Source organism: Spiroplasma endosymbiont of Othius punctulatus (genome assembly GCF_964019505.1).
Classification (GTDB): Bacteria; Bacillota_I; Bacilli_A; order Mycoplasmatales; family Mycoplasmataceae; genus TIUS-1.
The window spans coordinates 503008-528918 of sequence record NZ_OZ026449.1 but is presented as its reverse complement, the minus strand read 5'-3'; the positions used below and the strand labels follow the sequence as shown (position 1 = coordinate 528918).

Annotated in this window: 29 protein-coding genes; 25 read left to right on the top strand and 4 right to left on the bottom strand. The window is 28.3% G+C overall.

Annotated elements, in window-relative coordinates; all coding sequences use genetic code 4:
- Positions 1-37: 37 nt before the first annotated feature.
- Positions 38-580: a DnaD family protein gene (locus AACL07_RS02555; protein ID WP_338983013.1), complete on the top strand. Its 543-nt coding sequence runs from the start codon at positions 38-40 to the stop codon at positions 578-580.
- Here the strand turns inward: AACL07_RS02555 and AACL07_RS02550 are convergent.
- Positions 577-1053 (bottom strand): Holliday junction resolvase RecU, encoded by a 477-nt coding sequence (locus tag AACL07_RS02550; RefSeq protein ID WP_338983011.1) that lies wholly within the window; start codon positions 1051-1053, stop codon positions 577-579. The genes AACL07_RS02555 and AACL07_RS02550 overlap by 4 nt on opposite strands.
- A 90-nt stretch (positions 1054-1143) precedes the next feature.
- Here AACL07_RS02550 and AACL07_RS02545 point away from each other — a divergent pair, with 90 nt between their 5' ends.
- From AACL07_RS02545 to AACL07_RS02530, 4 genes are all read left to right on the top strand, one after another.
- The gene (locus AACL07_RS02545) at positions 1144-1473 is read left to right on the top strand and encodes a DivIVA domain-containing protein (RefSeq protein WP_338983009.1); all 330 of its coding nucleotides are present in this window, start codon (positions 1144-1146) and stop codon (positions 1471-1473) included.
- Positions 1474-1624: 151 nt separating this feature from the next.
- Entirely contained in the window at positions 1625-2923 is a 1299-nt protein-coding gene (locus AACL07_RS02540) for a thymidine phosphorylase (protein ID WP_422397429.1), read from the top strand.
- 54 nt (positions 2924-2977) lie between these two features.
- Positions 2978-3445: a hypothetical protein gene (locus AACL07_RS02535; RefSeq protein WP_338983005.1), complete on the top strand. Its 468-nt coding sequence runs from the start codon at positions 2978-2980 to the stop codon at positions 3443-3445.
- A 106-nt stretch (positions 3446-3551) separates the two neighbouring features.
- A complete protein-coding gene (locus AACL07_RS02530) occupies positions 3552-3980 on the top strand; it encodes a hypothetical protein (RefSeq protein WP_338983003.1) in 429 nt (142 codons plus the stop codon).
- 83 nt (positions 3981-4063) lie between these two features.
- On the opposite strand, the gene AACL07_RS02525 is transcribed toward AACL07_RS02530, so the two are convergent.
- On the bottom strand, positions 4064-4225 hold the full coding sequence (locus AACL07_RS02525) for a hypothetical protein (protein ID WP_338983002.1): 162 nt from the start codon (positions 4223-4225) through the stop codon (positions 4064-4066).
- A gap of 46 nt (positions 4226-4271) precedes the next feature.
- Entirely contained in the window at positions 4272-4451 is a 180-nt protein-coding gene (locus tag AACL07_RS02520) for a hypothetical protein (protein ID WP_338983001.1), read from the bottom strand.
- A gap of 239 nt (positions 4452-4690) precedes the next feature.
- On the opposite strand from AACL07_RS02520, the gene pheS reads away from it, so the two are divergent.
- From pheS to AACL07_RS02445, 15 genes are all read left to right on the top strand, one after another.
- Positions 4691-5761 (top strand): phenylalanine--tRNA ligase subunit alpha, encoded by a 1071-nt coding sequence (gene pheS, locus AACL07_RS02515; RefSeq protein WP_422397428.1) that lies wholly within the window; start codon positions 4691-4693, stop codon positions 5759-5761.
- 5 nt (positions 5762-5766) lie between these two features.
- Positions 5767-8118 carry a phenylalanine--tRNA ligase subunit beta gene (gene pheT / locus AACL07_RS02510; protein WP_338982997.1) on the top strand — a complete coding sequence of 784 codons (2352 nt, stop codon included), beginning with the start codon at positions 5767-5769 and terminating at the stop codon, positions 8116-8118.
- On the top strand, positions 8118-8624 hold the full coding sequence (locus AACL07_RS02505; protein ID WP_338982995.1) for a hypothetical protein: 507 nt from the start codon (positions 8118-8120) through the stop codon (positions 8622-8624). Before pheT ends, AACL07_RS02505 begins: the two co-directional genes overlap by 1 nt.
- A 14-nt stretch (positions 8625-8638) precedes the next feature.
- A complete protein-coding gene (rpmF, locus tag AACL07_RS02500) occupies positions 8639-8818 on the top strand; it encodes a 50S ribosomal protein L32 (protein ID WP_338982993.1) in 180 nt (59 codons plus the stop codon).
- A gap of 143 nt (positions 8819-8961) precedes the next feature.
- A complete protein-coding gene (gene mraZ, locus AACL07_RS02495; RefSeq protein WP_338982991.1) occupies positions 8962-9390 on the top strand; it encodes a division/cell wall cluster transcriptional repressor MraZ in 429 nt (142 codons plus the stop codon).
- Between the two features lies 1 nt (position 9391).
- Complete coding sequence (gene rsmH, locus AACL07_RS02490) at positions 9392-10321, top strand: 16S rRNA (cytosine(1402)-N(4))-methyltransferase RsmH (protein WP_338982989.1); 930 nt, start codon at positions 9392-9394, stop codon at positions 10319-10321.
- An 8-nt stretch (positions 10322-10329) separates the two neighbouring features.
- Entirely contained in the window at positions 10330-11610 is a 1281-nt protein-coding gene (locus AACL07_RS02485; protein WP_338982987.1) for a hypothetical protein, read from the top strand.
- A 14-nt stretch (positions 11611-11624) separates the two neighbouring features.
- Positions 11625-12896, top strand: coding sequence for a cell division protein FtsZ (gene ftsZ / locus AACL07_RS02480; RefSeq protein WP_338982985.1), 1272 nt, complete (start codon positions 11625-11627; stop codon positions 12894-12896).
- A gap of 2 nt (positions 12897-12898) precedes the next feature.
- Complete coding sequence (sepF, locus tag AACL07_RS02475) at positions 12899-13135, top strand: cell division protein SepF (protein WP_338982983.1); 237 nt, start codon at positions 12899-12901, stop codon at positions 13133-13135.
- A 19-nt stretch (positions 13136-13154) separates the two neighbouring features.
- Positions 13155-14099, top strand: coding sequence for an alpha/beta hydrolase (locus tag AACL07_RS02470; RefSeq protein ID WP_338982981.1), 945 nt, complete (start codon positions 13155-13157; stop codon positions 14097-14099).
- 210 nt (positions 14100-14309) lie between these two features.
- The gene (gene ileS, locus AACL07_RS02465) at positions 14310-17009 is read left to right on the top strand and encodes an isoleucine--tRNA ligase (RefSeq protein ID WP_338982979.1); all 2700 of its coding nucleotides are present in this window, start codon (positions 14310-14312) and stop codon (positions 17007-17009) included.
- Between the two features lie 3 nt (positions 17010-17012).
- Positions 17013-17750: a signal peptidase II gene (gene lspA, locus AACL07_RS02460; protein ID WP_338982977.1), complete on the top strand. Its 738-nt coding sequence runs from the start codon at positions 17013-17015 to the stop codon at positions 17748-17750.
- The gene (locus AACL07_RS02455) at positions 17737-18648 is read left to right on the top strand and encodes an RluA family pseudouridine synthase (RefSeq protein WP_338982975.1); all 912 of its coding nucleotides are present in this window, start codon (positions 17737-17739) and stop codon (positions 18646-18648) included. Before lspA ends, AACL07_RS02455 begins: the two co-directional genes overlap by 14 nt.
- Before the next feature lie 38 nt (positions 18649-18686).
- Complete coding sequence (locus AACL07_RS02450) at positions 18687-20024, top strand: hypothetical protein (protein ID WP_338982973.1); 1338 nt, start codon at positions 18687-18689, stop codon at positions 20022-20024.
- A gap of 14 nt (positions 20025-20038) precedes the next feature.
- A complete protein-coding gene (locus AACL07_RS02445) occupies positions 20039-20503 on the top strand; it encodes a deoxycytidylate deaminase (protein WP_338982972.1) in 465 nt (154 codons plus the stop codon).
- Between the two features lie 10 nt (positions 20504-20513).
- Here the strand turns inward: AACL07_RS02445 and rnhC are convergent, their stop codons facing one another.
- Positions 20514-21416 (bottom strand): ribonuclease HIII, encoded by a 903-nt coding sequence (gene rnhC / locus AACL07_RS02440; protein ID WP_338982970.1) that lies wholly within the window; start codon positions 21414-21416, stop codon positions 20514-20516.
- 61 nt (positions 21417-21477) lie between these two features.
- Between rnhC and AACL07_RS02435 the strand changes: the two genes are divergently transcribed.
- The 5 genes from AACL07_RS02435 to AACL07_RS02415 are packed head-to-tail and all read left to right on the top strand — an operon-like array spanning position 21478 to position 25767.
- Entirely contained in the window at positions 21478-21798 is a 321-nt protein-coding gene (locus AACL07_RS02435) for a holo-ACP synthase (RefSeq protein ID WP_338982969.1), read from the top strand.
- Position 21799: 1 nt separating this feature from the next.
- A complete protein-coding gene (locus AACL07_RS02430) occupies positions 21800-22666 on the top strand; it encodes a thymidylate synthase (RefSeq protein ID WP_338982967.1) in 867 nt (288 codons plus the stop codon).
- Positions 22666-23139: a dihydrofolate reductase gene (locus tag AACL07_RS02425; protein WP_338982965.1), complete on the top strand. Its 474-nt coding sequence runs from the start codon at positions 22666-22668 to the stop codon at positions 23137-23139. The genes AACL07_RS02430 and AACL07_RS02425 overlap by 1 nt, the downstream gene beginning before the upstream one ends.
- 2 nt (positions 23140-23141) lie before the next feature.
- Entirely contained in the window at positions 23142-24083 is a 942-nt protein-coding gene (locus AACL07_RS02420; protein ID WP_338982963.1) for a lysophospholipid acyltransferase family protein, read from the top strand.
- A gap of 28 nt (positions 24084-24111) precedes the next feature.
- Positions 24112-25767 (top strand): hypothetical protein, encoded by a 1656-nt coding sequence (locus tag AACL07_RS02415; protein WP_338982962.1) that lies wholly within the window; start codon positions 24112-24114, stop codon positions 25765-25767.
- Positions 25768-25911: the final 144 nt, after the last annotated feature.

The following is a 25911-nucleotide window of genomic DNA, read 5'->3' as shown; positions in this document are numbered from 1 at the left end:
CTTTTTATTTATAATATTTTTATCAAGGAACTTTTATATGTTTGAATTATTGCAACACGGATTAATCAGTCACACATCATTATTGATCAATTACTATTCATCTATTGGTATGAATGAGAACCAACTAGCAATTGCTTTGATTGTTTTAAAACACTCAAATGCAAAAAAACATATATTCACTCCAAAAGACTTCGAACAATTTATGTCAATCTCTGAATCAGAAATAGATATTGAAATTAACAACCTTGTTGAAATGAAATTGGTTGAAGTTAACTTTTCAAAAAATGTAATTATGATTGCTCCAATGCTTAAAAAGATAATTACTCAAATTGAAACTGAAAAGACATTATATAAAGATGATATTAATTTTGACTTTGTCAAAGAATATCTAAATCACAAACTAAGCGAAAAAGAAATCGGCATCTTAAATACATATGTTGAAGATGGGATATCTAGACCAAAAATAAATGACTTAATGAAAAATAGTGAATGTGATGACTTCGCTTCATTAATAACTGTATTAAAGGCTGCTAAATCAAAAATGAGAAAGGTATTCACTCAATACGATTGAAATGCCTAGAACGAGCTTAAAATTGATTCTAAGTATAAGTTCAATCCATCTGTATTGATAGTTTGATCACTATCAACGAATCATGAATACGGAACTTTGTTTGTATTTAGATTTAATAAGTTATCAACCGTTAAATAAAAATAATCATTTGTTATGTGAAAGTAAATAATGAAAAAACCAATTCCACCAAGTTCATTAATCTGTTTGATTTTTTGAAGTTGGTGTTTTTTAATGTTTGTTAAATTGAAATAGGTGAGTTCTGTTTCTTTTGCTTCGAACTCAACATATCGGCCTTGATAGATGCCGATGTAATCGCAAAAATAATTCTTGTTTAGGGTAACTAGGAATTTATCATTTTCTTTTGAAATTATTTTTGAATTAATTGCCATTTTGTAAATTTGACATTTTTTGTCCATGTTTAATCTTTCAATATTGTGATTCAATATTGATTCTAAAAACATACCTTTATTTTTTAAAACCATTTTTACCTCCAATATTTACAACGTCACAAAAATAAAAAATAAGTCACATGTATTAAAAAGTGTAAAATTAATATATCAATGAGGTAGAAAATGAATATAAAGTTGTCACATAAAAATATAATTGACAAAGAATTTGAAATTGAATATAAAGGTTACAAAGTTGAAGAGGTGGATGGTTTTCTGGATTCAATCGCTGAAGACTATCAAACAATTGAAATAATCAATAAAGAAAACTTAAAAACAATTTCTACATTAGAAGAAGAACTAGAACGTGTTAAAGAAGAACTGACATTATCTAGATCTAAAAATACAGAACTTGAAAATACTATCTCTGAACAAATCAAAGACAAACAAGTTAACTCAGATATTTTTAGAAGAGTATCTTTATTAGAAAAGAAAACAAGCGAGAGCGAAAAATAATTTAATAGTATAAAAACAATGATTGTATTTTTATCTTGAAAAGAGAAAGCAAAAAAGTTAATTAATACAAATTTACAAATCATAAATAGGTCTAGTGCCTATTTTTTGTTTTTCTTTGAAGTATAATAATTTCATTAAAGAGGGAATTGTAATTATGAATTTTGTACAAGTTTTAAATAGCAAAAAAAATGGAATTGAATTAACAACAGAAGAAATCAACTATTTTGCGACAGAGTACGCAAATGGAAATATTCCTGATTATCAAGCGTCAGCGTTATTAATGGCAATTTGTATCAAAGGATTAAACGAAAGAGAAATATTAGATTTAACGCAAGCATATGTTAACACTGGTGAAAAATACATGTTAGAAAATGTAGAAGGTTATAAAGTTGATAAACATTCAACTGGTGGAGTTGGAGATAAAACATCATTAGTATATGGACCAATTTGTGCCAACTATGGTCTTAAGGTTTGTAAGATGTCAGGTAGAGGACTTGCTCAAACTGGTGGAACAATTGATAAATTAGAAACATTCCCAGGAATGACAACTGAGTTGTCAGACAAAGAATTTCAAAAAGCTATCAACAAAACAAACATGTCTATTATCCAACAAACTTCAAACATAGTTTTAGCAGATAAAAAAATATATGCATTACGTGATGTAACTGCAACAGTTGATTCTATTGGGTTGATCACAGCATCAATCATGTCTAAAAAATTAGTATTAAACAATGATGGTTTAGTGATTGATTGTAAAGTTGGAAAGGGTGCATTCATGAAGAATGTAGAAGAAGCTAAAAACTTATCTAACTATATGATCAAGATTGGTCAAATGGCAGGAAGAAAAATTGCAATCATGTTAACAAACATGAATACACCATTAGGTAAAGCAATTGGTAATGCAATAGAAGTAAAAGAAGCGTATGACACACTTTTAGGAAATGGACCAGAAGATTTGAATGAGTTATGTTCAGTGGCTGCAGCAATTAGTTTAGTTCAAGGCGGAATATTTAAAGACTTAAAAACAGCTCAAGCAGATGTTTTAGCTAAATTAAAAACTGGTGTTTTTGCTAAAAACTTCAAAGACTTTGTTGAAGCACAAGGCGGAGATTTTTCAGTAATTGAAAACTATGACAAGAACTTTACAACTAAAAATAAACTAGAAGTAAAAGCAACACATGATGGATTCATTGAATACATCGATGCAAATGAAATGGGTTTATTAGCAATGGAACTTGGGGCTGGTAGAAAAACTAAAGAAGACAAACTAGATTTATCAGCTGGAATTTATTTAGAAAAACAAACTGGTGATAAAGTTTCAAAAGGCGAAGTTCTATTTACTTTATATGCAAATAAGGAAATTAAGTACAGTGATGATCTAAGTTTAAAATTATTTACAATTAACAAGACAAAACCTAACTCAAAAGTAATTATTGATATTTTGCAATAGAGATTTGCTAACCAATATAGTATAATTATATTAATTACAGTAGGAGACATAAAAATGGCAGCAGCACAAACAAGCTTAAACGCAGAAAAGGCAAAAGACGAAGGCTTAGACATGCTATTTAATAGCAAACTTTCAGTTAGTCAAATTAGTGTTTTAAAAGACGCATTAGAAAAAGGTATCAAAATAGAATATTTCAAATTAGTTGCAAAACCTGATTTTAAATTTTCATCAATGTGTGTACTTTTAGAAATCGCATTCGAAATCGAAGATCTAGGTATCTTCACACATTTAGCTAATCCAAAATTAGCAGTTTACAAAATTTCATACTTAGCTGATTTAATTAAAAACAACAAATTATCAGAAGAGTATGTAAAAGTATTATCAAATCCAAAATTCTCAGTTGTTCAATTAGGAGTTCTTGAAGAAGCAATTAAAAAAGAAGTATCTTTTGATTACATCAAAAGAGCCGCAGATCCCGCAATCAACGCTACAAAAATGGCAGTATTGCTTGGTACTAAATAATTAACCAACTAATAACAGTTGAATTAAAATCTTAGATAAATAAAAGAGTTGCATCTGCAATTCTTTTATTATTTATAATAATAAATAGATAAACAGAAGGACACACATGACAACAAGAATCGAAACAATGATATCAAATGATAAATTATCGCCAGAACAACTGCGAGTATTAAATTCAGCTATAGATAAAGGGATTAAAGAAGAATACTTTATTTTATTTGCAACGCCAGATTTTCAACCACAAAGTATGTTTTTGTTATCAAAATTAGCTTTCGTACTAGAAATTGATATCTTTAGTTGTCTTGCAAATAAATATTTAACAACAAGAAAAACTCAATATATTAGTGATTACATTATTGAAAACAAACCTTCAATTGAATATGTGAAGCTAATGACTAACTCAAGACTTTCAATGAGTCAAATTTCGTTGTTACTTAGAGAACTAAAAAGCGGTATTGAATTAGCGCTATTTAAAAAAGTATGTGATCCAGTATTGTCAATTTCACAAATGGCAAAATTACTTAGCAAAAGATAATATCCAAACACCAAAATGGAAAATAAAAATAGGGGACTAGTCCCTTATTCTTTTTATTTCAAACACTTAATGAAATAAATTAATTATATTAAACCATTTGCCATTAAAGTTAATTTTAATTCCGCTAACTCTAAGCTTGTTGCGTCTAGTTTTGATTTAGTTTCTTTAAGCTCTGATTTAGTTTCTTTAAGCTCTGATTCAGTAACTTTAAGCATTTCTTCACAGACTTTTGTAAAAATTGGCATCTTAATCTCCGTTAACAATTCTTTTTCGACATCGTCTATGGCTTTATTATATATTTTTTTTGGCTTCATTTTCTTGTACAGAACCTGAAATATATTTTTGACTAAAATATTCTTTAACCTCAAAATAAATTTCTTCAAAATTTCCCAACTTGTTATTAATCACAATTTTATCTTTATCGTTTATTGATGTATCAATTTTTATAATTATTTGTTTTAGGTTTTTCATTTTCATCCTCCATCTTCTACAACGTCACAAATCAAAAAAATACTTAAATTTAATAAAACAAAGATGAGTGGCAATGATCCGTGGAATATATTGAAGTGGAAAAAGTCACTTCTTAAAAAAATGAAATGAAAACGCTACCTTACATTGGTTACCAATTCTTGAATTATAGAATTTATTTATTCAATATTAATTTGCGAATTCATAACTATATATTTATTGATATATAATATTAATAAATTATTGGTGAAGAAATGAAACAGAAGATTAGTGATTTCAAATTAAAATTTGATAAGTCAATTAAAGAAGTTAGTACAAAAGAAGATCTAGATAAAGTTAGATCACTTTTTGTCACATCAAAAGAATCAATTTTAATTACTGCGTTTTCAGAGATTAGAAGTGCTGATGGCGCAACTAAAAAAGTAGTTGGGGAATTAATTAATAAAACTAAAAAATACTTCATTGAAGAAATAAACAAATTAAATGATAAGTTCCAAAAAGAAGAATATGACAACTTATTAAAAAAAGAAAAATGAGATGTTTCAATTGAAGGACTTGGGTTTAAACCAGGAACTTCACATCCATTAAATTTAGTTATTGAAGAAATCAGACAAATATTTACAGAACTAGGATATGAAATGATTAATGGTACAGAATTTGAAACAGATGATTTTTGTTTCCAAAAATTAAACTTACCAATTGGTCATCCTGCAAGAGATATGCAAGATACATTTTATGTTGATGAAAACACCGTGTTAAGAACTCATTGTACAAACATGACTTCAAGAACGTTATCACAACTTGCCAAAGCAAAAGATTCTATACCTGCAAATGTAGGAATGTTAAGTTATGGGAATGTATATAGACGTGATGATGATGATGCAACTCACTCACACCAATTCATGCAAGTAGATGGATTGTTAATGGGTGAGAACATATCATTTGCTAACTTAAAGTGAACACTTGAATATGTATGTAAAAGATTATTTGGACAAGAAACAGTAATTAGAATGAGACCTAGTTTCTTTCCATTTACCGAACCATCTGCAGAAGTTGATATCAACTGTGTAGGGTGTAATGGTGCAGGTTGCAGAATATGTAAATTCTCAGGATGAATTGAAATTCTGGGATCAGGAATGATTGCAAAAGAAGTGTTTGAATTAAATGGAATTGATTCAAACAAATATCAAGCTATAGCATTTGGATGAGGTATTGAAAGAATTGCAATGCTAAAATTCGGAGTAACAAACATTAGGGACTTTTATGAAAACAATAATAAGTTCTTAAAACAATTTAAATTTTTTGGGAAATAAAAACAATGAACATTACAAGAAGATGAATTCAAAAATATATTAATATTTCAAAAATCAGCAACGAAGAAATATCTAAAGCATTTAACAGCTTAGGTTTTGAAGTTGATGAATTTTTAGATTATTCAAAAATGAATTCAGGACCAATTGTTTTAGGAAAAGTAGTTAACACAACACCGATTGAAGGAACAAGTTTAAACTTGTGTGAAGTTAAAGTAGATAAAAATAAAACTTTAAATATTGTTTGTGGTGCATCTAATGCAAGAACAGGAATATATGTTATTGTGGCATTGCAAGGTGCTAAGTTAGCCAATGGATTAGAAATAAAAGATAGAGAAATACGTGGCAACAAATCACATGGAATGTTGTGTGCTGTAACTGAAATAGGTATGGAAGAATCTATTTTAAATGAAAAAGAAACAGATGAAATATTTGAAATTAATTTAAATGAAGATATGGATAAATTAATTGGTTCAAAAGATGTGTTAAATTTAATTGGATTTAATGATCAAATTTGAAATGTTGATTTAACTGTAAATAGAAGTGATGGATATTCATCTTTTCAATTATTAAAAGAAATTGCAAACTATTTTAATATTGAATTAAAAGTTAATTTCGATGTTAAAACAGAAAACAAAGAAACAATTGTTTATCCAAAAACAGCAAAATGAATTAACGTAATTACAACTCAAGATATCAAATTAAAGAAAAGTGAAACAATTTTTGATTCAATCAATAACATTTGATTAAAACAAAATGACTTAAAGACTTTTGATTTAATGTTTTTAAATATTGCAAATCAAGTAGCTATTAGCTCCGGTCAACCAATTATTATTATTGATAAAGATAAAGTACAAAACAAATTAGAGTTAAAAGTTATCAAAACTGATCGTGGTGATTCAATTCAAATAGTTGATGGAAAGAACATTGTTTCTGTGATTGGAAAGGGTGTAGAAGTACCATATTGTCCTACGGAAGACTCAACAGAAGTTGTTGCTATCACATTAAACATTTCACCAGTATTTGCACGTGTGCATCAAAAATCAATTAATCAATATGGTGTTGAAATACAAAGATATATTAGACCAATGTCAAAATTTATTTTTGAAAAAACACATAGTTATTTAAAAGAAATTTTAAGTGAATTGAATTTATTTGAATCAGCATCAAATGTTTATTTAATAAACAATCCAACTTTTGAAAACGAAAAAGTAACTGTTAGTTTAAAACAATTAAATAGATTACTTGGAAATGAATTAACACAAGAAATTATCAGACCATTATTCAAACAACTTGGAACGACAATTTCTGGAACGGGTGACGAATTAGTTATCGAACCAGATAAATACCGTGTTAACTTAGATACATTTACAAATGTTGTTCAAGAAATTGTAAGACTTTATGGATACGATAATATAGTTTCGAAACCACCTTTGATTGAATCTCAAATTCAATCAAAGAATTTAGGCCAACAACAAATGGATGTTACATTTAATTATTTAAAATTTAATGGATTCCAAAACATTAAAACATATTCACTAAATGAAAAACAAAAAGTGGATGAATGAAACTTATTTAACATTAAAGATCCAATTGATTTAATGATGCCGTTATCTACACAACGTGAAAGATATAGATTATCATTGTTTTCATCAATGATAGAAACACTTGAGTTTAACTATAAAAATGGAAATACAGATATGAGAGCATTTGAAGTTGCTCAAGTTTATAACAAGTCTGGTTTAATCAATACTCATTTATCTATAGGTATCTCTGGTAGAGTGTTTGAAAACAAAGCGTACAACTTATCATTACAATCATCATTTGGTTATATGAAAGGGATGGTTGAAACTGTTATGGCCCAATATAATGTAAACCCAATGTTTACATTCTTTGAACCAATGAAAAAACCAGGAGATAAAATTCACCCGTACCTAAATGCAGAAATTAGACAAAGCGGTAAAGTTATAGGTTATATTTTTAAACTAGATCCAAAGTACAATCAAAAATTAAAAACAGATCCAATGTATTTAATCGAATTGAATATTACTGAATTAGAATCAATTCAAAATTCAAAAATTATTACAAATCCAATTTCAAAATTCCAATCTACTACAAGAAACATTACCTATATAGTTGGTAAGTTAGAATACTTAGATGTTTTAAAAACAATGTTGAATAACATTGCTAACTTAAAACATGTAAGCTTAGCTGATATTTATGAAAGTGATAAAGAAACTTCAATTACATTGAAGTTAGAATTTAATTCAGATTCTAAACAATTATCAGATGAAGAAATTAATACTTCAATGAATGAAATATTATCAAGATTTAAAAAAGAAAAAGTGGAAATCAAATAATGAAATTAGATATTAAAGCATTAGAAAAAAAAGTAGATATTGATATTAATCAAGACTTTGATTTAAAAGAAATACCAGTAGATAATGCACTAGTAAGTAAGTTAAAGAACTTACATCTAGATGTAAATGTACATTACGAAGATAACCTAAGAATGGTTATTGTTTCTGGGTCGGGAACTGTAAGTGCAAAATTTATGGATGCTCGTGATGGTAAGTCATTTGAAGATGAAATAGAGTTTGAATGAAACGATGATTATGTTTTTTATGACAAAGATTCAAACGCAGAAAGCAACATAATAATGGAAGATGAATTTGACATTATTAAGAATGCATTAGACCAATTCTTTTTAAATATTCCATTAAACTTTTCTAAGAATTATGATAATATTAATCTAATTGGTGAAAACTTTGCTTTAATAAGTGAAGACGAATACCAATCACTTCTAGAAAATAGAGTTGATCCTCGTTGAGAACAACTAGAAGAAATTAAAAAGAAATTAAAATAATAGGAGATTAAATCATGGCAGTACCATTTAGAAAGACTAGTAAGGCAGCTAAAAACAAAAGAAGAAGCCACTTAGCATTAACAACTACAGCAATAGTTTCATGTACAAACTGTGGTGCCATGATCAAACCTCATAGAGTTTGCAAAGAATGTGGATACTACAAAAACAAAGAAGCTAAAAAAATAGAAGACTAAAATAAAATCCCATGTGGGATTTTTTTTGTCCCAAATAAAACAGTATCCACTGTTTTATTTTTTTAAAAAAGTTTTATTTTTTCGTTTATTGTGTTATTTTATGTTTTAATATACATAAGTGGGAGAAAGTGGGAGAAAGTGGTATGTTATTAGGAACATTTGAACATTCAATCGATGATAAAGGTAGATTAAATATTCCAGCTAAGTTTAGAGCTAAGTTGGGAGAAGTGGTTTATGTATCAAAAGGTTTTGATGGTTGTCTTGAAATTAGAAAACCAGAAGATTTTGAAAAATGAAGTAATGAATTACTTTCTCATTCAAACACAAAAAAATCAACTCGTTTATTAAGTAGAGAAATACTTGGTAATACATCTGATGTAAATTTTGATAAAGTAGGGCGTATCAGTTTTCCATCAAATCTATTAACAATAGCAAACATTAAAAAAGAAGTATTAATAATAGGGCAAGGTAATAAATTAGAAATATGAGATGTTAAATCTTATTCAGATTATTTAAAAGAAAATAGCGCTAGTTTAGAAGCTGTTGCTGAAGAATTTGGTGGTACACAATAGTATGGAGCACATATCTGTTCTATTAAAAGAATCCATTGAATTATTAAATATAAGTGATGATAAAACATATGTTGATGCAACTATGGGACGAGCAGGGCACTCGTCAGAGATTTTAAAAAAACTAAAATCTGGTCACTTATATTGTTTTGATCAAGACCATGAAGCTATAAAATTCAGCCAAGATAGGCTACAAAAAATTAACAATAATTTTTCAATTATCAATGACAACTTTGTAAACATAAAAGCACAATTAGCACTTAATAATGTAACTAAAATAGATGGAATATTATATGACTTAGGAGTTTCGTCACCACAATTTGATCAAGCCGATCGTGGATTTTCTTACAGATTAGATGCAAGACTTGATATGAGAATGAATCAAAATCAAGAATTAGATGCTCATAAAGTTATAAATAAATATTCAGAAGAAGAACTAGTCGACATGTTTTATAAATATGGAGAAGAAAAATTCTCAAGATCAATTGCAAAAAATATTGTTAAAGAAAGAAAATCTAAAGAAATTAATACAACACTTGAGTTGGTTGAAATCATTAAAAATTCTGTACCAAAAAAAATTCTTTATGACAAAAAACACCCCGCAAGAAAGGTGTTCCAAGCATTAAGAATTTATGTTAATAACGAGTTGAAAGTTTTTGAAAATTCACTTACGTCAGCATTATCAATGTTAAATCCCGGTGGAAGAATTGTCGTAATAACATTTCACTCATTAGAAGAAAAAATTGTTAAGTCAATATTCAAAGATAAAACATTAGATATTAAAGACGAGTTCTTCAAAAAATTACCTGTAGTTGTAGAAAATAAAAAAGACTACAAATTAGTAATAAGAAAACCAATCCAAGCTTCATTAGAAGAATTGGAATTAAATAAACGATCAAGAAGTGCAAGACTTTGAGCCATCGAAAGGAATTAGGAGTAAATATGAATCACGAAATATATGCATCACTACAAGTTACAAAAAAAGAAATAAGATTTGTAGTTTTAAAATACAGAAGTGGACTTGGAGCTAAACTGTTTTTCAAAGAAATCATTAAAGGTGAATGACTTGGTGAAAATGACGAAGTATTAAACTTTAAAGAAGTAGGAAAGATTGTTAAAAAATCAATCCATACATTTGAAAACCAATTTAAAGGAATTAAACTTGAAAAAGTTAACTTAATTCTCCCAACAAAAACTTTAAAAATTGAAGCAATCAATTCCGATTTATTTTTAAACCAATTTGAAATTAGATTGATCACTGAGAACGAAGTAAATGCATTGTTTGCAAAAGTGAAACAAGACGCATCAGCAAAAATGCTTAAAAGAGAAATTGTTAATATCAAACCAATATCTTTTGTGGTTAATGGAAACAAACAAGTCTCAAAACCTCCAATAAATGTAAAAGTACAAGGGTTTGGAATTAAAGCACAAGTTTTCAGTGTTGCAAAAGAAGTTATTGATTCACATAAAAAAGTTATTTTTGAAGCAGGAAAAGATCTTTTAAAAATTGAATTTGAAAATATTAGTATTGCAAAAAAAATAGTAAAAATGGGTACTCCAAATCCAACCGCTATTGTAAACTGAAGTGAATCAAAAAGAGAAATCAGTTATGCATTTAATGACACTGTTATAAACTTTGGTAGAAGTAGTTTTGGTATTGATACAATAATCGATAAATTTTCTAATGAAACTGGGATTAAAACTCAAAAAGCAACCGAATATATTTATTCAATATTAAATTTAAGTAATGACAATAATGCAAATGAAATGTTATACAGAAAATATATTTCAGCTACAAAAACAACAATTGAATACACACGTGGTGAACTAAAAAATATTCTAATCTCATTATTTAAAATTGAATTAGAAAAAATTGAATTAGAAATAAAAAATGAATTCAAAGATAAAGTAAAAGTATTTGATGTGATTTTTATAGGGGACATTTTAAATGTGCCAGGAGTATCTACAATCTTATCTAATTCAAAATTTGATAAGATATCAATATTCAATACAAGATCAGTTGGTCAAATTGAATATTGAACTAGTGCTCATGTTGGGATTGCGACAATTCTACATAACAAAAACAAAAACAGTTCATTTAAAAGAACTTCAACACAAACATTATCAACACAAAGTACTAATAAATCAAATGATAAAAAAAGCATATTCGGTGCATTATCAAATGTAATTAGTCATAACAAAAGCAATGTAATTAACCGTTAGGAGATAACAGTAGTATGAATAAATTAAAGACAAGTCAAGTTAACATTAAAGTAATTGGTGTTGGTGGCGGCGGCTGTAATTCAGTAAACAAAATGATCGAAGAATCAATTGATGGAGTAGACTTCATTGTTGCAAATACAGACGTTCAAGTTTTAAACATGTCAAATTGTAAAAACAAAATCATTTTAGGTGAAAAAGTTACAAATGGATTAGGTGCCGGAGCTGAACCAGAAATTGGTAGACTTGCTGCAATTGAATCAGAAAAAGAAATCAAAGCACATCTCGCTGGAGCACACCTAGTGTTCATTACTGCAGGAATGGGTGGTGGTACTGGAACTGGTGCAACACCAGAAATTGCAAGAATGGCTATGGAACAAGGTTCTTTAGTTGTGGCAATAGTAACTAAACCATTTAACTTCGAAAACAGAATGAGAATGGCACATGCCGTTAAAGGTATTGAACAATTAAAACAATATGTTGATTCAATCATTACAATATCAAACGAAGCCCTTTTAAGTGTAATTGGGAATAGACCAATCATGCATGCTTTTGAGCAAGTGAATAGAGTTGTTGTCCAAGGTGTTAAAACAATTACAGACTTAATTTCTGTACCTGCATTAATAAACTTAGACTTCTCTGACATTAAAACTGTTATGAAAGAAAGAGGGGACGCTTTATTTGGAATTGGAATTGGTTCTGGTGAACAAAAAGCCATTGAAGCTGCAAATAAAGCAGTTAAATCATTATTACTTGAAACAGAAATTCGTGGATCAAAATATGCGATTGTAAATATTACTGGTGGTCTAACTACTTCATTAAATGATGCAAATGATGCTGTTGATATTATTCAACAAGCAGCTGGAGAAGATATTAACATTATCTTTGGTTTAGCAATTAATGAAGAGTTAAATGATGAAATCATTGTAACTGTTATTGCTACAAGAGATGACGAAGATTACATTAATAAGAGAAATAAATTAAGAATCAAAACTGAATCACATGCAATTAAAAGCGTTGTAAATTCAAGAAATGAGCCAAACAAAAGTATTCAAATCCAACCGTTAAACACAAACTCATTTCAACACGATAATGAACCAACAATAGATTTTGAATCAATATCAAGAGATGTAAATAACAGTCCGAGTCATTCATTTGTACGAGCTGATGTTAATACAACAACATCAATATTCCAAAATGAACCACCAAAATCAACTGGATTCTTTGCAGAAGAAACAGATGATTATGATGATGATGACGATATCCCAACATTCTTACGAGCAAGATAATAATGGAAAATAACTTAACATTTGATATTGATCGTATAAATCATTTCATTCCAAAAGAATACAATGACGTAAAAAAAATGACAGATACTCTTGTGAAGTTCAAATCAATCAGCATCAACTTTAGTGATTTATCACCAAAAGATAAAGTGAGAGTATTGGACTTTATGTTGGGTGCAATGTATGTATTAAAAGGAACTTATAATAAGATTTCAAAAAACATTTACATCATTGAAATTTAAATAAAGATAAGAGGTAGTTGTGAAAAATTTATTAGTTAGTTTAGCAATTGGTATATTTAATTCAAATTCTGTATGTAGAAAGTTCACATCAATTGATGATATGTTCAATAAGTTCTTGGTAGAAAAAGAAAGAATAGAGACAAGCACTAGTTATAAAGTATATGAACAATCTGATTTAATACAATTTGAAACAACAACATCAGATGATTTAAAAATAGCAGGTAAATACTACATTAACAAAACAAATAAAGATTCTAAATGAGTTATTGTAATGCATGGTTACACTCAAACAAAAGAGATAACTATGGCTACTTGTTCATTTTATGCGGGTCTTGGATTTAACGTTGTGGGATTTGATTTTAGGAATCACGGACAAAGTGATGACGAATATGTTTCATTTGGTGTAAGTGAACAACAAGATTTAATTTCTGTTATTAAATACATTACAAATGAATTAGGAGCAAAAGCAATTGGTTTAGTCGGATTTAGCATGGGTGCATACACATTAAACTTATTTGCGCTAACTGCTGGTGATTTTATCAAAAAATACAACATCAAGTTCGGAATAAGTGATTCAACATTTTTTGATATAAAACCAACTCTTAAAAGAATTGCATTACAAGAAGCATCGCAAATCCAAATAACAGATGATTTAATTGATTCAATTTTTCATGAGTATAAATCTAACTATAAAATAAATACAGATTTATTAAATATAGATAACGTCGTATCTAATCAAAAGAATACTTTTCCAATTTTATTTATACATGGTGAAAAAGATAAGATAACAGATCCAGAAGATAGTTTGAAACTATATAACATTAGGTCAAACCTAACAAAAAGTAAAAATGATAATTTAATTTATATTAAAGGCGCAGGGCACATTAAATCATTTGTACACGATAGTAAAAACTATGTGGCTAACGTTTCAAACTTTATTAGTGATATAAATTTTGAATTGTAAGATATAATAATTCATGTAAGACAAGGTTTTAATACAAATGATTTTCAGAGAGTTGACGGGTGGTGTGAGTCAATATTCATGTATTAGAGTTATCAACTTATTACTTAAATTTTAATACCGAATCAAGGCAAATTAATTTGTGAATAAAGGATGGTACCGCGATAAATCGCTCCTTAATATAGGGGTGTTTTTTTATTCAAAAGGAGATATATGAACAAAAATTTTAAAGATACATTATTAATTGGAAAGACCGACTTTGATATGAAAGCTGATCTTAAAACAAAAGAGCCAAACATTCAAAACGAATGAAAGACAAAAGATATTTACAAAAGAAGATTAAAAAATAATTCAAAAAATAAATCTTTCATTCTTCATGATGGTCCACCATATGCAAATGGAGATATCCATGCAGGACATGCTTTAAATAAAATTCTTAAAGATATTATTGTTCGTTGAAAAATGAATATTGGTTTAAGCTCAGAATTTATTATGGGTTGAGATACACATGGTTTACCAATTGAAACTGCAATTCAAAAAACAGGTGTAAATAGAAAAGAAATAGATCCAGTTGAATTCAGAAAGCTTTGTGAAAAGTATGCCTTAGAACAAGTCGAAAAACAAAAACTACAATTTGAAAGATTGGGTATTTTTACTGATTATGAAAAGGTATATATAACTTTAAAACAAGAATTTGAAAACTATGAATTAAAACTGTTCGCAGAAAGTGTGAAAAAAGGTTTGGTTTATCGTGGATACAAACCAGTTTATTGATCTCCATCAAGTGAGTCAGCATTAGCTGAAGCTGAAATTGAATACCAAGATGTAAGAAGTGCATCAATTTTTGTAGCTATGAACGTTATTTCTGGGGCATACAAGGACTCAAATGTAGTTATTTGAACAACGACTCCATGAACTATCCCAACAAACCAATTAGTGGCTATTTCAAAAGAAGTAGAATATGTTTCGATTTTAAATAAAGAAACAAACCAAAAATATATTGTTGCAAAAAATTTAGCGAGCAATTTAATTGAAAAATGAGAATTCAAAGATACTCAAATTTCAGATATTGATTCTCAAAAATTAATCAACTCAGATTACCAACATGCTTGATTTAAAGATAAAGTAGGTAAGGTTGTTTGAGGACACCATGTTACTGATGCATCAGGTACTGGTTTAGTGCACGTTGCTGGTGGATTTGGTGAAGATGACTTCATCATTGTAAAAGAACACGGAATTGACCCGTTTGTACCAATTGATAATTCAGGTAAGTTTACAAAAGAAATAGAAGACGAAAGATTAATTGGTGTATTTTATGATGATTCATCTAAGATTGTTGGAATTGATTTAAAAGAAAACAATAAGCTATTAAAACTTGAATTTATTAAACACTCATATCCACATGATTGAAGAACTAAAAAGCCAGTTATGTATAGAGCGACTCATCAATGATTTGTAAACATTGATAAAGTTAAAGATGAAATTGATAATGCCATTGTTAAAAATGTTACAACAAAACCAGATTGATCAAAAGAGAGATTGAGAAACATTATTAAAGAACGTGCTGATTGAACAATATCAAGACAAAGAATTTGAGGAGTTCCAATTATTGCTTTCTTTGACAATGATGGTAATCCAGTTTTAAATTACAAATTAATTACTCATGCAATTTCTGTAATTGAAAAACTTGGTACTAACTCATGATTTGTAGAACCTGCAGATACTTTTTTACCAAATGAATTAAAAGGGAAAGGATATACAAAAGAAAAAGATATTCTTGACGTTTGATTTGACTCAGGTTCTTCAAACATTGTTATGAGAGAAGTGTTTGGATTAAAAGCGCCATTTGATGTTTATCTAGAAGGAAACGATCAATACAGAGGGTGATTTAACTCATCAATGATTAACTCAATAATCTATGATGGTAAACCAGCATACAAACATTTAATTACACACGGAATGACAAATGACGAGAAAGGTAAGAAAATGTCTAAGTCACTTGGTAATGGGGTTGATCCTATTAAAATTTGTGACACAATGGGTGCAGATATTTTAAGACTTTGAGTTTCTTCAACAAACTATACAGATGATCAAAAACTTGGGGATAACATATTGAAGCAAGTTTCTGAATCATATAGAAAATTAAGAAACACAATGAGATTCTTATTATCAAATTTAAGTGACTTCAATGAAAAAACTGATTATCAATCAACACTTGAAGATGTTGATAAATATGCACTTGCTAATTTAACAAAATCAAAACATTCAATACATGAAGCATATGAAAGTTATTCATTTAATAATGTATTCAAACAAATTAACAACTATGTAATTAATGATCTTTCATCTTTTTATTTAGACTTTATTAAAGACATTTTATATATTGATGGTCAAAATTCAAAAAGAAGAAGACAAGTACAAACTGTATTGTTTGAACAACTATGAATGTTAATTGATGTTCTAAAACCATTAATACCTCACACAATAGAAGAGGTGTATACAAACATTAATGTCAAAAACAAAGAAGACTCAATTCACTTAGTCGATATGAGAAAACAAGAGTTCAAACAAAACGATAAATTCATGAACAACTGAAATCTATTTGAAGAATTTAGAGATAATGTTAACGGAGCATTAGAAACTGCAAGACAAAGTGGATTAATAAAAAAAGGTTTTGAAGCAATTGTAAATGTTGAACTTTCTGATAAATTTAATTTCATAAAAGATACAAAAGACTTACATCAAATTTTGATTGTAAATAAAATCGTATTTACAAAACAAAATGTAGATGAATTAAAAATATCAATTGATAAAAAAGAAGGTCAAAAATGTGTTCGTTGTTGAGCTATATTTGATAATCTAACAGACGATTCAATTTGTGAACGCTGTGATGAAGTTGTAAAAGGAATGTAATTCATGAGTGAAATTAAGATATTTTTTAAAAATAAATACTATCGTTCTAAATTTAAAATAAGATTCTTATTACCAATAATGATTTTACTAATTTTACTTGACTTGATAAGTAAGATAATTGTTCAAACAACAATGTATGAATCACAGGGGATAACTTTTATTGAACCTTTGCTTAACTTTAAATACTATGTAAACGAAGGAATGGCATGAGGAATGTTTGATGACCAAAAATGGCTTGTAATAGCATCAGCTACTTTTGTAACTGTAATGGTTATCTTGTGTTACATAATGGTTAACGAAACTAAAATGTTAATTCCGTTGTTATTTGTAATTGCAGGTTCGCTTGGTAATTTAGTTGGAAGAATGTGAGGGCCAAGAGGTGGGGTAGTTGATTTTCTTGAATTAGGTTCAGCAATTAATGAACTGATTCCATGATCTAGAAATTCAATATTCAACATCGCTGATTTATATGTTAATGTTGGAGTTGTAGCTATACTAGTCGTTTTGGTGATTTATATAAGCTATTCAATTTATGAAATGGTAATAAAAAAAGATGAATTACTATTTGAAAAATACTTAGCAAAAGAATCTAAACTACATATTGTTAAAAAAGAATTTGAAAACTCAAAAGGATATTACATTAAACCTACAATATCATGATCAACTTATAAAACAAATATAAAGACAATCAAAAAGGAATTTGCTGATTACAAAAAACAAAACAAAGATGAAAAAAATTAACCATACATACGAAGGGCCAGCAATTAGATTGGACAAATTCTTAGTCGAATTTCTAAAAGAGGAATTCGATTTTTCAAGATCGCTTGTTCAAAAGATGATTGACAATAATCAAATAGAAGTCAATGGAGAATCAAAGGCTGCAAACTACAAAGTCCAAGATGGCTTTGAAATTGAAATAAAAATTGAACCCCCAAGAGATAGTGAGTTATTACCAAAAGACATTAAATTTGAAATAGTGTTTCAAGATAAAGATATCATTGTTATTAATAAACCAAACAACTTAGTAGTTCATCCAGCTCCTGGAAATTATGAAAATACATTAGTTAATGGTTTGTTATTTCACATTAAAGACCTTTCATCAATAGGTGGTGAAAAAAGACCAGGAATTGTTCATAGATTAGATAAACAAACTACAGGGTTAATGATTGTTGCAAAAACTGATGCTGCACACATAAAACTAAGTAAAGACTTTAAAGAACGTAAAATATTTAAAGAATACATTGCGTTAGTTCACAAAGAAATTGAAATTCCACAAGGTAGAATTGAAGCACCAATTGGACGATCACTTGGTGACAGAAAAAAAATGATTGTTACTGCAAAGAACTCGAAACCAGCTATTACTCTTTTTGAAGTTGAAAAACCACTACACAAAATGACATTGATTAAGTGTCAAATTCTAACTGGTAGAACTCACCAAATTAGAGTACACATGGAATATATTGGACACCCAGTTGTAGGGGACCCAGTTTATGGTTATGCAAAAGATAAAGATTTAGAATTTGGACAATACTTGCATTCACATAAACTTAGATTTAATCATCCAATTACAAATAAGGAAATGGAGTTTGTTTGTGAACTACCAAAAGAATTTATTAAAAAAATAGAAGAGAACAGTTAGTTATTGTAAAATTATAGTATTAACTAAAGAGGAAGATTATGTTAGATAGTTTACAAAAATTGTTAGAAGAAATATCTAACTACTTATTAAGTAAAAAATATAAGAAATCTCAATCTGGGAATGACACATATTTTGTTAATAAAAAAGAAACTCCATCAATTGTAAGAATTGCTTTAGACGAATTTGAAAGTGATAGAAAACAACTTGATGAAGAAATATCTAAATTAACAAAAGATAAAGTAGCTCCTTCAATAATTGAAATTCTTTTAACTTACAAATCTGACACACCGAAAACTAATGTTATTCGCATTGATTCATATGACAAAGCAAATAAAGAATTGTCAAAACACTTTAAAGATTTTAAAATTCAAAAAGAAGTTAAACAAGAATCAGAAAAATTTGAAGGTAGTGCAGAAGAGTTGATTAAAAATCTTCAAAACCCAAGTAAATCTTCAGATGAAAAATTAAGAAAAGTAATTAACAGTTTTGAAAATCCACCGATCTATACAAAAATATTTTCAGGTGTATTTGTGCTTGTACCAATAATTGTATTTATATCTGCGATGTTTATTTCAACATCAAACATAATGTTTACAAGATATGGAAATCCAGAAGTTAACAATTTATTCTTTGGTGCGATTGATTACAAATTAGTTGTAGTAGGTAACCAATGATGAAGAATCCTTACTTATGGATTAGCGCCAGAATATCAAGCTGATGGATTGAAGACAATACTTCAATTAATCATATTTGGTTGAATCACTTATCTGATGGTTAAATATTCATCATCAATGACAGGGATATTAAAAACTGCAGGATCATTTTTAATAGCATATATTATTGCTGGTTTTGCACTATCGTTTATAGCTCAAACTAGTTCAATCTCAGGACAAGTGTTGCCATTGGCAATAATAACTGGGGGAGTAAGTGCAATTGTGGTTAACCCAACGGCACGTACGTCAGGTATGTTCTTAACAATGTTTACAAAAAAAAGATTAGTACTTCCATACTTAGCGTTAATTGTTTACATATTATTCTTTTCAGATGATATGAGTAATATTCTATATATCTTAATTTCATTTGGATTAGGATTTATGGCTTCAATTGTTGTTAACCATGATTACAAAATTAAAAATGATAAATTTTATATAACACCATTAATTATCTTGGCTGTAATAGTTGCAATAATGTTAATCTTAGTTTTTGTACAAAAATTTAACCCAGCAGTTAATATGAATACAATATCAACTCTTGCGTTGCAATATAAAATGGGACTTATATCTTTAGATAAAGTAAACGATATATTGCAAAACAACTTTAAGTGAGAAATATCTATAAACGTTATAGGGGATGTAATTACTACTTCTAAATTGTAATTACAATTAAATATATGAAAAAAATTAATTGAGATACTTATTTTCTTGCGATGGTTGAATTGATATCAATGCGTTCAAGTGATCCCAAAACTAAAGTAGGGTCAGTAATCGTTAACAACAACAATCAGGTTGTATCGACGGGTTATAACTCATTAGCACGTGGTTTAAAAGATGAGAACTATCCTTGAACTAATGATTTATCATTGGGTCTTGAAAATACAAAGTATGCATACATTGTCCATTCAGAGGCAAATGCAATCGTATCTTCAAAACAAGATCTAACTGATTACACATTGTATACTTCATTATTTCCTTGCAACGAATGTGCTAAGTTAATCATTCAGGCTGGAATAAAAAAAGTTATATTTTCATCAGATAAATATAAAGACATAGCTTTAACAAAAGCTAGTAGAAAAATGCTTACAGAAGGTAAGGTTGAATTAATTCAAAAACAAGCCGTTAGCGTTGAAATCAAATAAAAAAACTTCATTAGTTGTCATTGAAATGCAGCTTAATGAAGTTTTTTGTTTCTTCTTTGAATTCTTTTTTATATTTTCTAACAAGTGCTTTTACATCATTTGAAGCACCAAGTGGTAAATCTATTTGGTACTTTCTAGAAAGACGATTAACTTCAGTTAAGAAAGTATATCTTGCAATAATAGATGCAGCTGCCACAGAAGGGAATTCTGATTCAGCTTTAGTTTGAAATTTTAAATCTTGGCTTACGACTCTTTTTTCACCTTTTAAATATTCAAAGTATTTATCTTTGTTTACAAATTGATCTAATACTATTTGCTTATTTTTTGGAAAGTCATTGCTATCAAGCGCATAAATGAACCCGCTATTGTGGGCAATAGCCTTCAATACGTGAGTGTTTTTATACTTATCATACAAATTGTTGTATTCAACATTATCCATTATGTAAAGGACATATTTGATTCTGTCTTTTATTTGGAAATATAGACTAACTATTTTTTCATCAGTTAGTTTTTTTGAATCATCAAGTTCTTTATATAGGTCTGGGTATTGTTCAACAAATTGTGGAGTAATATATGCACAGCAAGTAACTAGGGGACCGAAGAAATCTCCAACTCCAACTTCATCTGCACCAATTACATCTTTTGAATATAATTTTGTTTCGACTCTAATTTCTTTTTTCACATCTTCTCCAAGTTCAATTTTTCCAAAAAATTGACCAGCTATTTTATGTGAATCGACACCTTGGAATAATATGGTGTCATTTTTATAAATGCTAATTGTTATGTTGTTATCTAATTTTAAAAAGAAATGAATTGTGTCGTTTGGAGCATCTGTTAAGAATGCTTGATATTGACGCAATATCGCATTTCTAATATCTTTATCTACGTTTTTAAATGAGTAAGTTGTTTTCATGATTTAATACCTTTTGTTTATTATTATATATTAATGACTTACAATATTAAGAGGAGAGATTATGATTAAAACAGGAATTGACATAATTCAAGTAAATAGAATTAGTTTAGAAGATAATTTTGTAAAAAAAATCTTGCATGTAGAAGAAATAGAGTTATTTAACTCGAAAGTCGACGATGGTGAAAAGCAAAGATTTTTGGCAGGGAGATGAGCTGCTAAAGAATCTATTTTCAAAGCTTACAAACATTCAATTGGATATAACAAAATAAACATTCAATTAATTAATGATAATTTAGTTGTTAAAAGTGACCTGAAAATTAATATATCTATTTCTATATCTCACGAAAAGGATTATGCCGTTGCAATGGCATTGGTAGAATAATATGAAAGAATATTTGAAATTAATAGACGAAGTATTAAAAGAGGGAAGTACACAAAAAGATAGAACTGGTGTTGGGACTATTTCAAAATTTGGAATGCAATCAAGATATGATTTACGTGATGGATTTCCAATGGTTACTACTAAGAAAGTATTTTTCAAAGCGGTCGCACATGAAGTAATTTGATTTATTAGTGGAAGTACTAATATTAAATACCTAGTTGATAATGGTGTAAGAATTTGAAATGAATGACCATTTGATAATTACAAAAAATCAAAAGAATATAAAAATGAGTCAATTGAAGAATTTGTCGAAAAAATAAAAACTGATTCAAACTTCGCAAGCAAGTGAGGAGAATTAGGTCCGGTATATGGTAAACAGTGAAGAGATTTTAATGGTGTTGATCAGTTAAAAAATGTAGTAAACCAAATCAAAACAAACCCGAACTCAAGAAGATTAATTGTTTCATCATGAAACCCAGCAGAAGTTGATTATATGCTTTTACCACCATGTCACTCTTTGTATCAATTCAAAGTTGATGGCGAGTTTCTTGATTTACAACTCTATCAAAGAAGTGCAGATTTATTCTTAGGAGTTCCTTTTAACATTGCAAGTTATGCATTGCTATTAACGATGGTTGCGTTGGAATGTAAATTAACTCCGAGATATTTTGTTCACACTTTAGGGGACGCTCATATTTATAACAACTTAGTTGATCAAGTTAAACTTCAACTAACAAGAGAACCAATGAAGTTATGTAAGTTAGAAATCGATATGAAAAACAAATCAATCTTTGACATTAAGTTTGAAGATATCAAGGTTATTGATTATGTTTCACATCCAGCTATCAAAGGTACGGTTGCAGTTTAATGATTACTTTAATTTGAGCACAAACAAAAGAAGGGGTTATTGGTAAAGACAATAAACTACCTTGAAGCATTAAAGAAGATTTAAAACACTTTAAAGAATATACAAATGGTAAAGATATTTTAATGGGTAAGAACACTTGAGAGTCATTACCATTTAAACCGTTACCAAATAGAAAAAATATAGTAGTGTCATCTACATTAGAAATTGAAGCTGACAAAGCATTTGTTGAAACAAACTTATTAAACACAATAAACAAATATAAAAATTCAAAAGAAGAACTGGTAATTATTGGTGGCGCTAAAATATATGAACAAACAATTGGGTTGGCAGATAAGTTAATTATTAGTATAATTAAAGAGAACTACATTGGAGATACATATGCTCCAACTGTTGACTTTAAAAAATTCAAAGAAGTTAACAAGAAAGAATATTCTGAGTTCATAGTTTATGAATACGAAAATAAGGAAGTGTAATAATGGAAGATAAAGAATTAGATTTAATAGTAGACGGAGAAGTTGTTAGCGAAACAAATCAAGAAGTTAAAGTTGAATCAAAAAAAGATAAAAAGAAAAAGAAAGATGGTGGGGTATTTGATGAACAAAAATCAGATCCAAACTATAGACCTGATTTAACAAAGGGGCAAGTTTTTGCTCATTGATGATTCTTTTGAAGAATGTTCAAAAAAGCTAAAAAAATGAACAAGAAAATTAAAATCGATTATAACTATTACACAGAAGAATATAGATATAACTGAATGAAGAAAAAGTCTATCAAGATTTTAAAAATTGCAAAAATTAAATTACATGTATTTGGTATTGAAAATTGAGTTGATAAAGGTTGTGTGCTTGCACCGAACCATCAATCAAATCTAGATCCATTACTAATCTTTGCGGTAAATGATTGACTAAAAACTCAACCAGTTGCATTCATGGCTAAAAAAGAAATGTGAGACAACAATAAAACTGAAAGATTTGTTAACTTAATTGATACCGTTTCTTTAGATAGAAATTCTCCTAGAAGCGCTTTAAACGCAATGAATGAAGCAAAATCTTTAATTACAAAATACAAAAGATCATTTGTTATTTTCCCTGAGGGAACAAGAAGTGGTAAAGAAGAAATGGCAGAATTCTTATCAGCATCAATGAAAATTGGTCAAATGGCATATTGTCCAATTGTTCCAGTAACTATTATTGATTCATATAAGCTAAATCAAAAAGATAGAAAGAAAGTTATAGATGTAAAAATTGTATTTGGTAAAACATTCCTACCAGAAAAATTTATGTCAATTAAAACAGACATGCTTACAAAGAATGTTCAAAAAGAAGTTCAAGCAAACTATGACAAATATAAAGATTTTGATTTAAAAGCCAATAAACCAAAAACAGTAAATAAAAAAACAAAGGCAAAGTACTACTAATAGTAGTACTTTTTTATATAATGTGTTTATGAAATCACTTGTAAATGAAATTAAATTTCAATTATTAAAATCATGACTCCAAATATTAAAAGTAGTTGGGTTATTTTTAACACCAATGTTATATGTTGTTATTTTAATATTTTCAATTTGACAACCAATAGATAACATAAATAAAGCACCAATTGCAATTGTTGATACCTCAGAACGTGTCTATCTGTATGCAAATGATGATAGTGAACTTGGTTTAGTTATCAATGAAGACGGAACAACAATTAAAACAAGTGAAGTTCCAATTGAAGAACTAGAAACAAATATTACAAATTATTGAATCAATGTTATGGAAAAAAAAGATTCATGAATCAAAATTGATACAGAAGGTGTCATATATGAAATGTCGTTCTTTGAATTATTGGTTAAAACAAATGTATTAAAAGAAAATGGTGATGGAACATATTCGACACCAGTAATTGGAAGTGGTATTCAATTTGAAAATATTCATTACTTTTCAGGACAAGAAGCAGTAGAAAGAAAACATAGTTCTAAAGATTTTTTACAACTTGTAATAAAAGATGAATATCTTTTTGAAGATATAAGGTTTCTTGGAACGATAGTAAACACAAATGCTTGATTTAAAAATGATATTAAAATTGAACCATTAGAAATTATCTCTAATGCTTCACATAATTTTATCTTGTCAAACATTGTTGACAACGTATTGGAATATAAAGAAGCAGTTGTTTTAGATCTTTTCATTTCAGCATTTAAAGAAATGAGTATGAATAACCAAATATTAAACAATCTAATTGTAGCTATCGAAAATATTAAAGAAGACTTATCAAATAGTTTGGTAAATGTAACTAATGATGGTTCGAAAGTATCGCGTGACTTTGCATTTGGATTGGGGGAGTTCTTTATTTTAATTGGAGTATCGGTTGGTACAATTGCTCAACTATTACTATTTGAAAGAAAACCATTTAGCAAGTACAAGTCAGGATTTAAATACTATTTTGATAAATGAGCACTTATGAATTTATCAACCTTTATTCAAATCACTGTAATATTTATAGTTCTTGCAATGACTCCGTTTAATCAAATTGGTGCTTACTCGTTATTCTTGTTGTGGATATGGTTAGTTTGATTTGGAGTAGTGTTTACAACCATTACGACATCTATATGAATGGTGTCAAGACTAAAACTATTAACCTTATTTGTTATGGTTTCATTCCTGGTGCTAAACATTGCTGCAGGGTGAGGAGTTTTCCCAAGTTATCTCCAATCATCGTTCTATGATGTTTTAAGTTATGTATTGCCATTTAAATATGTAATGCAAGGTGAGGGTATTATTATTTATAGTATTGGAGCATTTGGTGGACAATCAAATTCAACAACGCAATTACTTATTCACTTTGCTTCACTAATTCCGTTTATCTTAGTGGCATTAATTATCGCCTATATGAGTTCATTCAGGTTGAAAGAATATAAATATGGAACAAGTTCTAAGAAAACTCTTTTACAAGCTGCAAATGAGTTAAATTTAACACACTCAATTGACCACATTAAAAACGTAAAATTTAATAAATGAAGAACACTAGATGATAATATTGAAGTTGATTTAATTAAAGAACACATACAAAAAAATATTGATAATGAGAAGATATTTAACTGAGTAAAAAAGAAAAAGTAAAACACTAATAAGTGTTGTTTTATATTAAATATAAAACTTTTTTTTCGTAAAAAATACTATAAATACTATACTTTCAGTCCTAAATATTTTAAGAAAACTATTATATGTGAATATAAAAATAGGTGATATATAATAATTATGTCT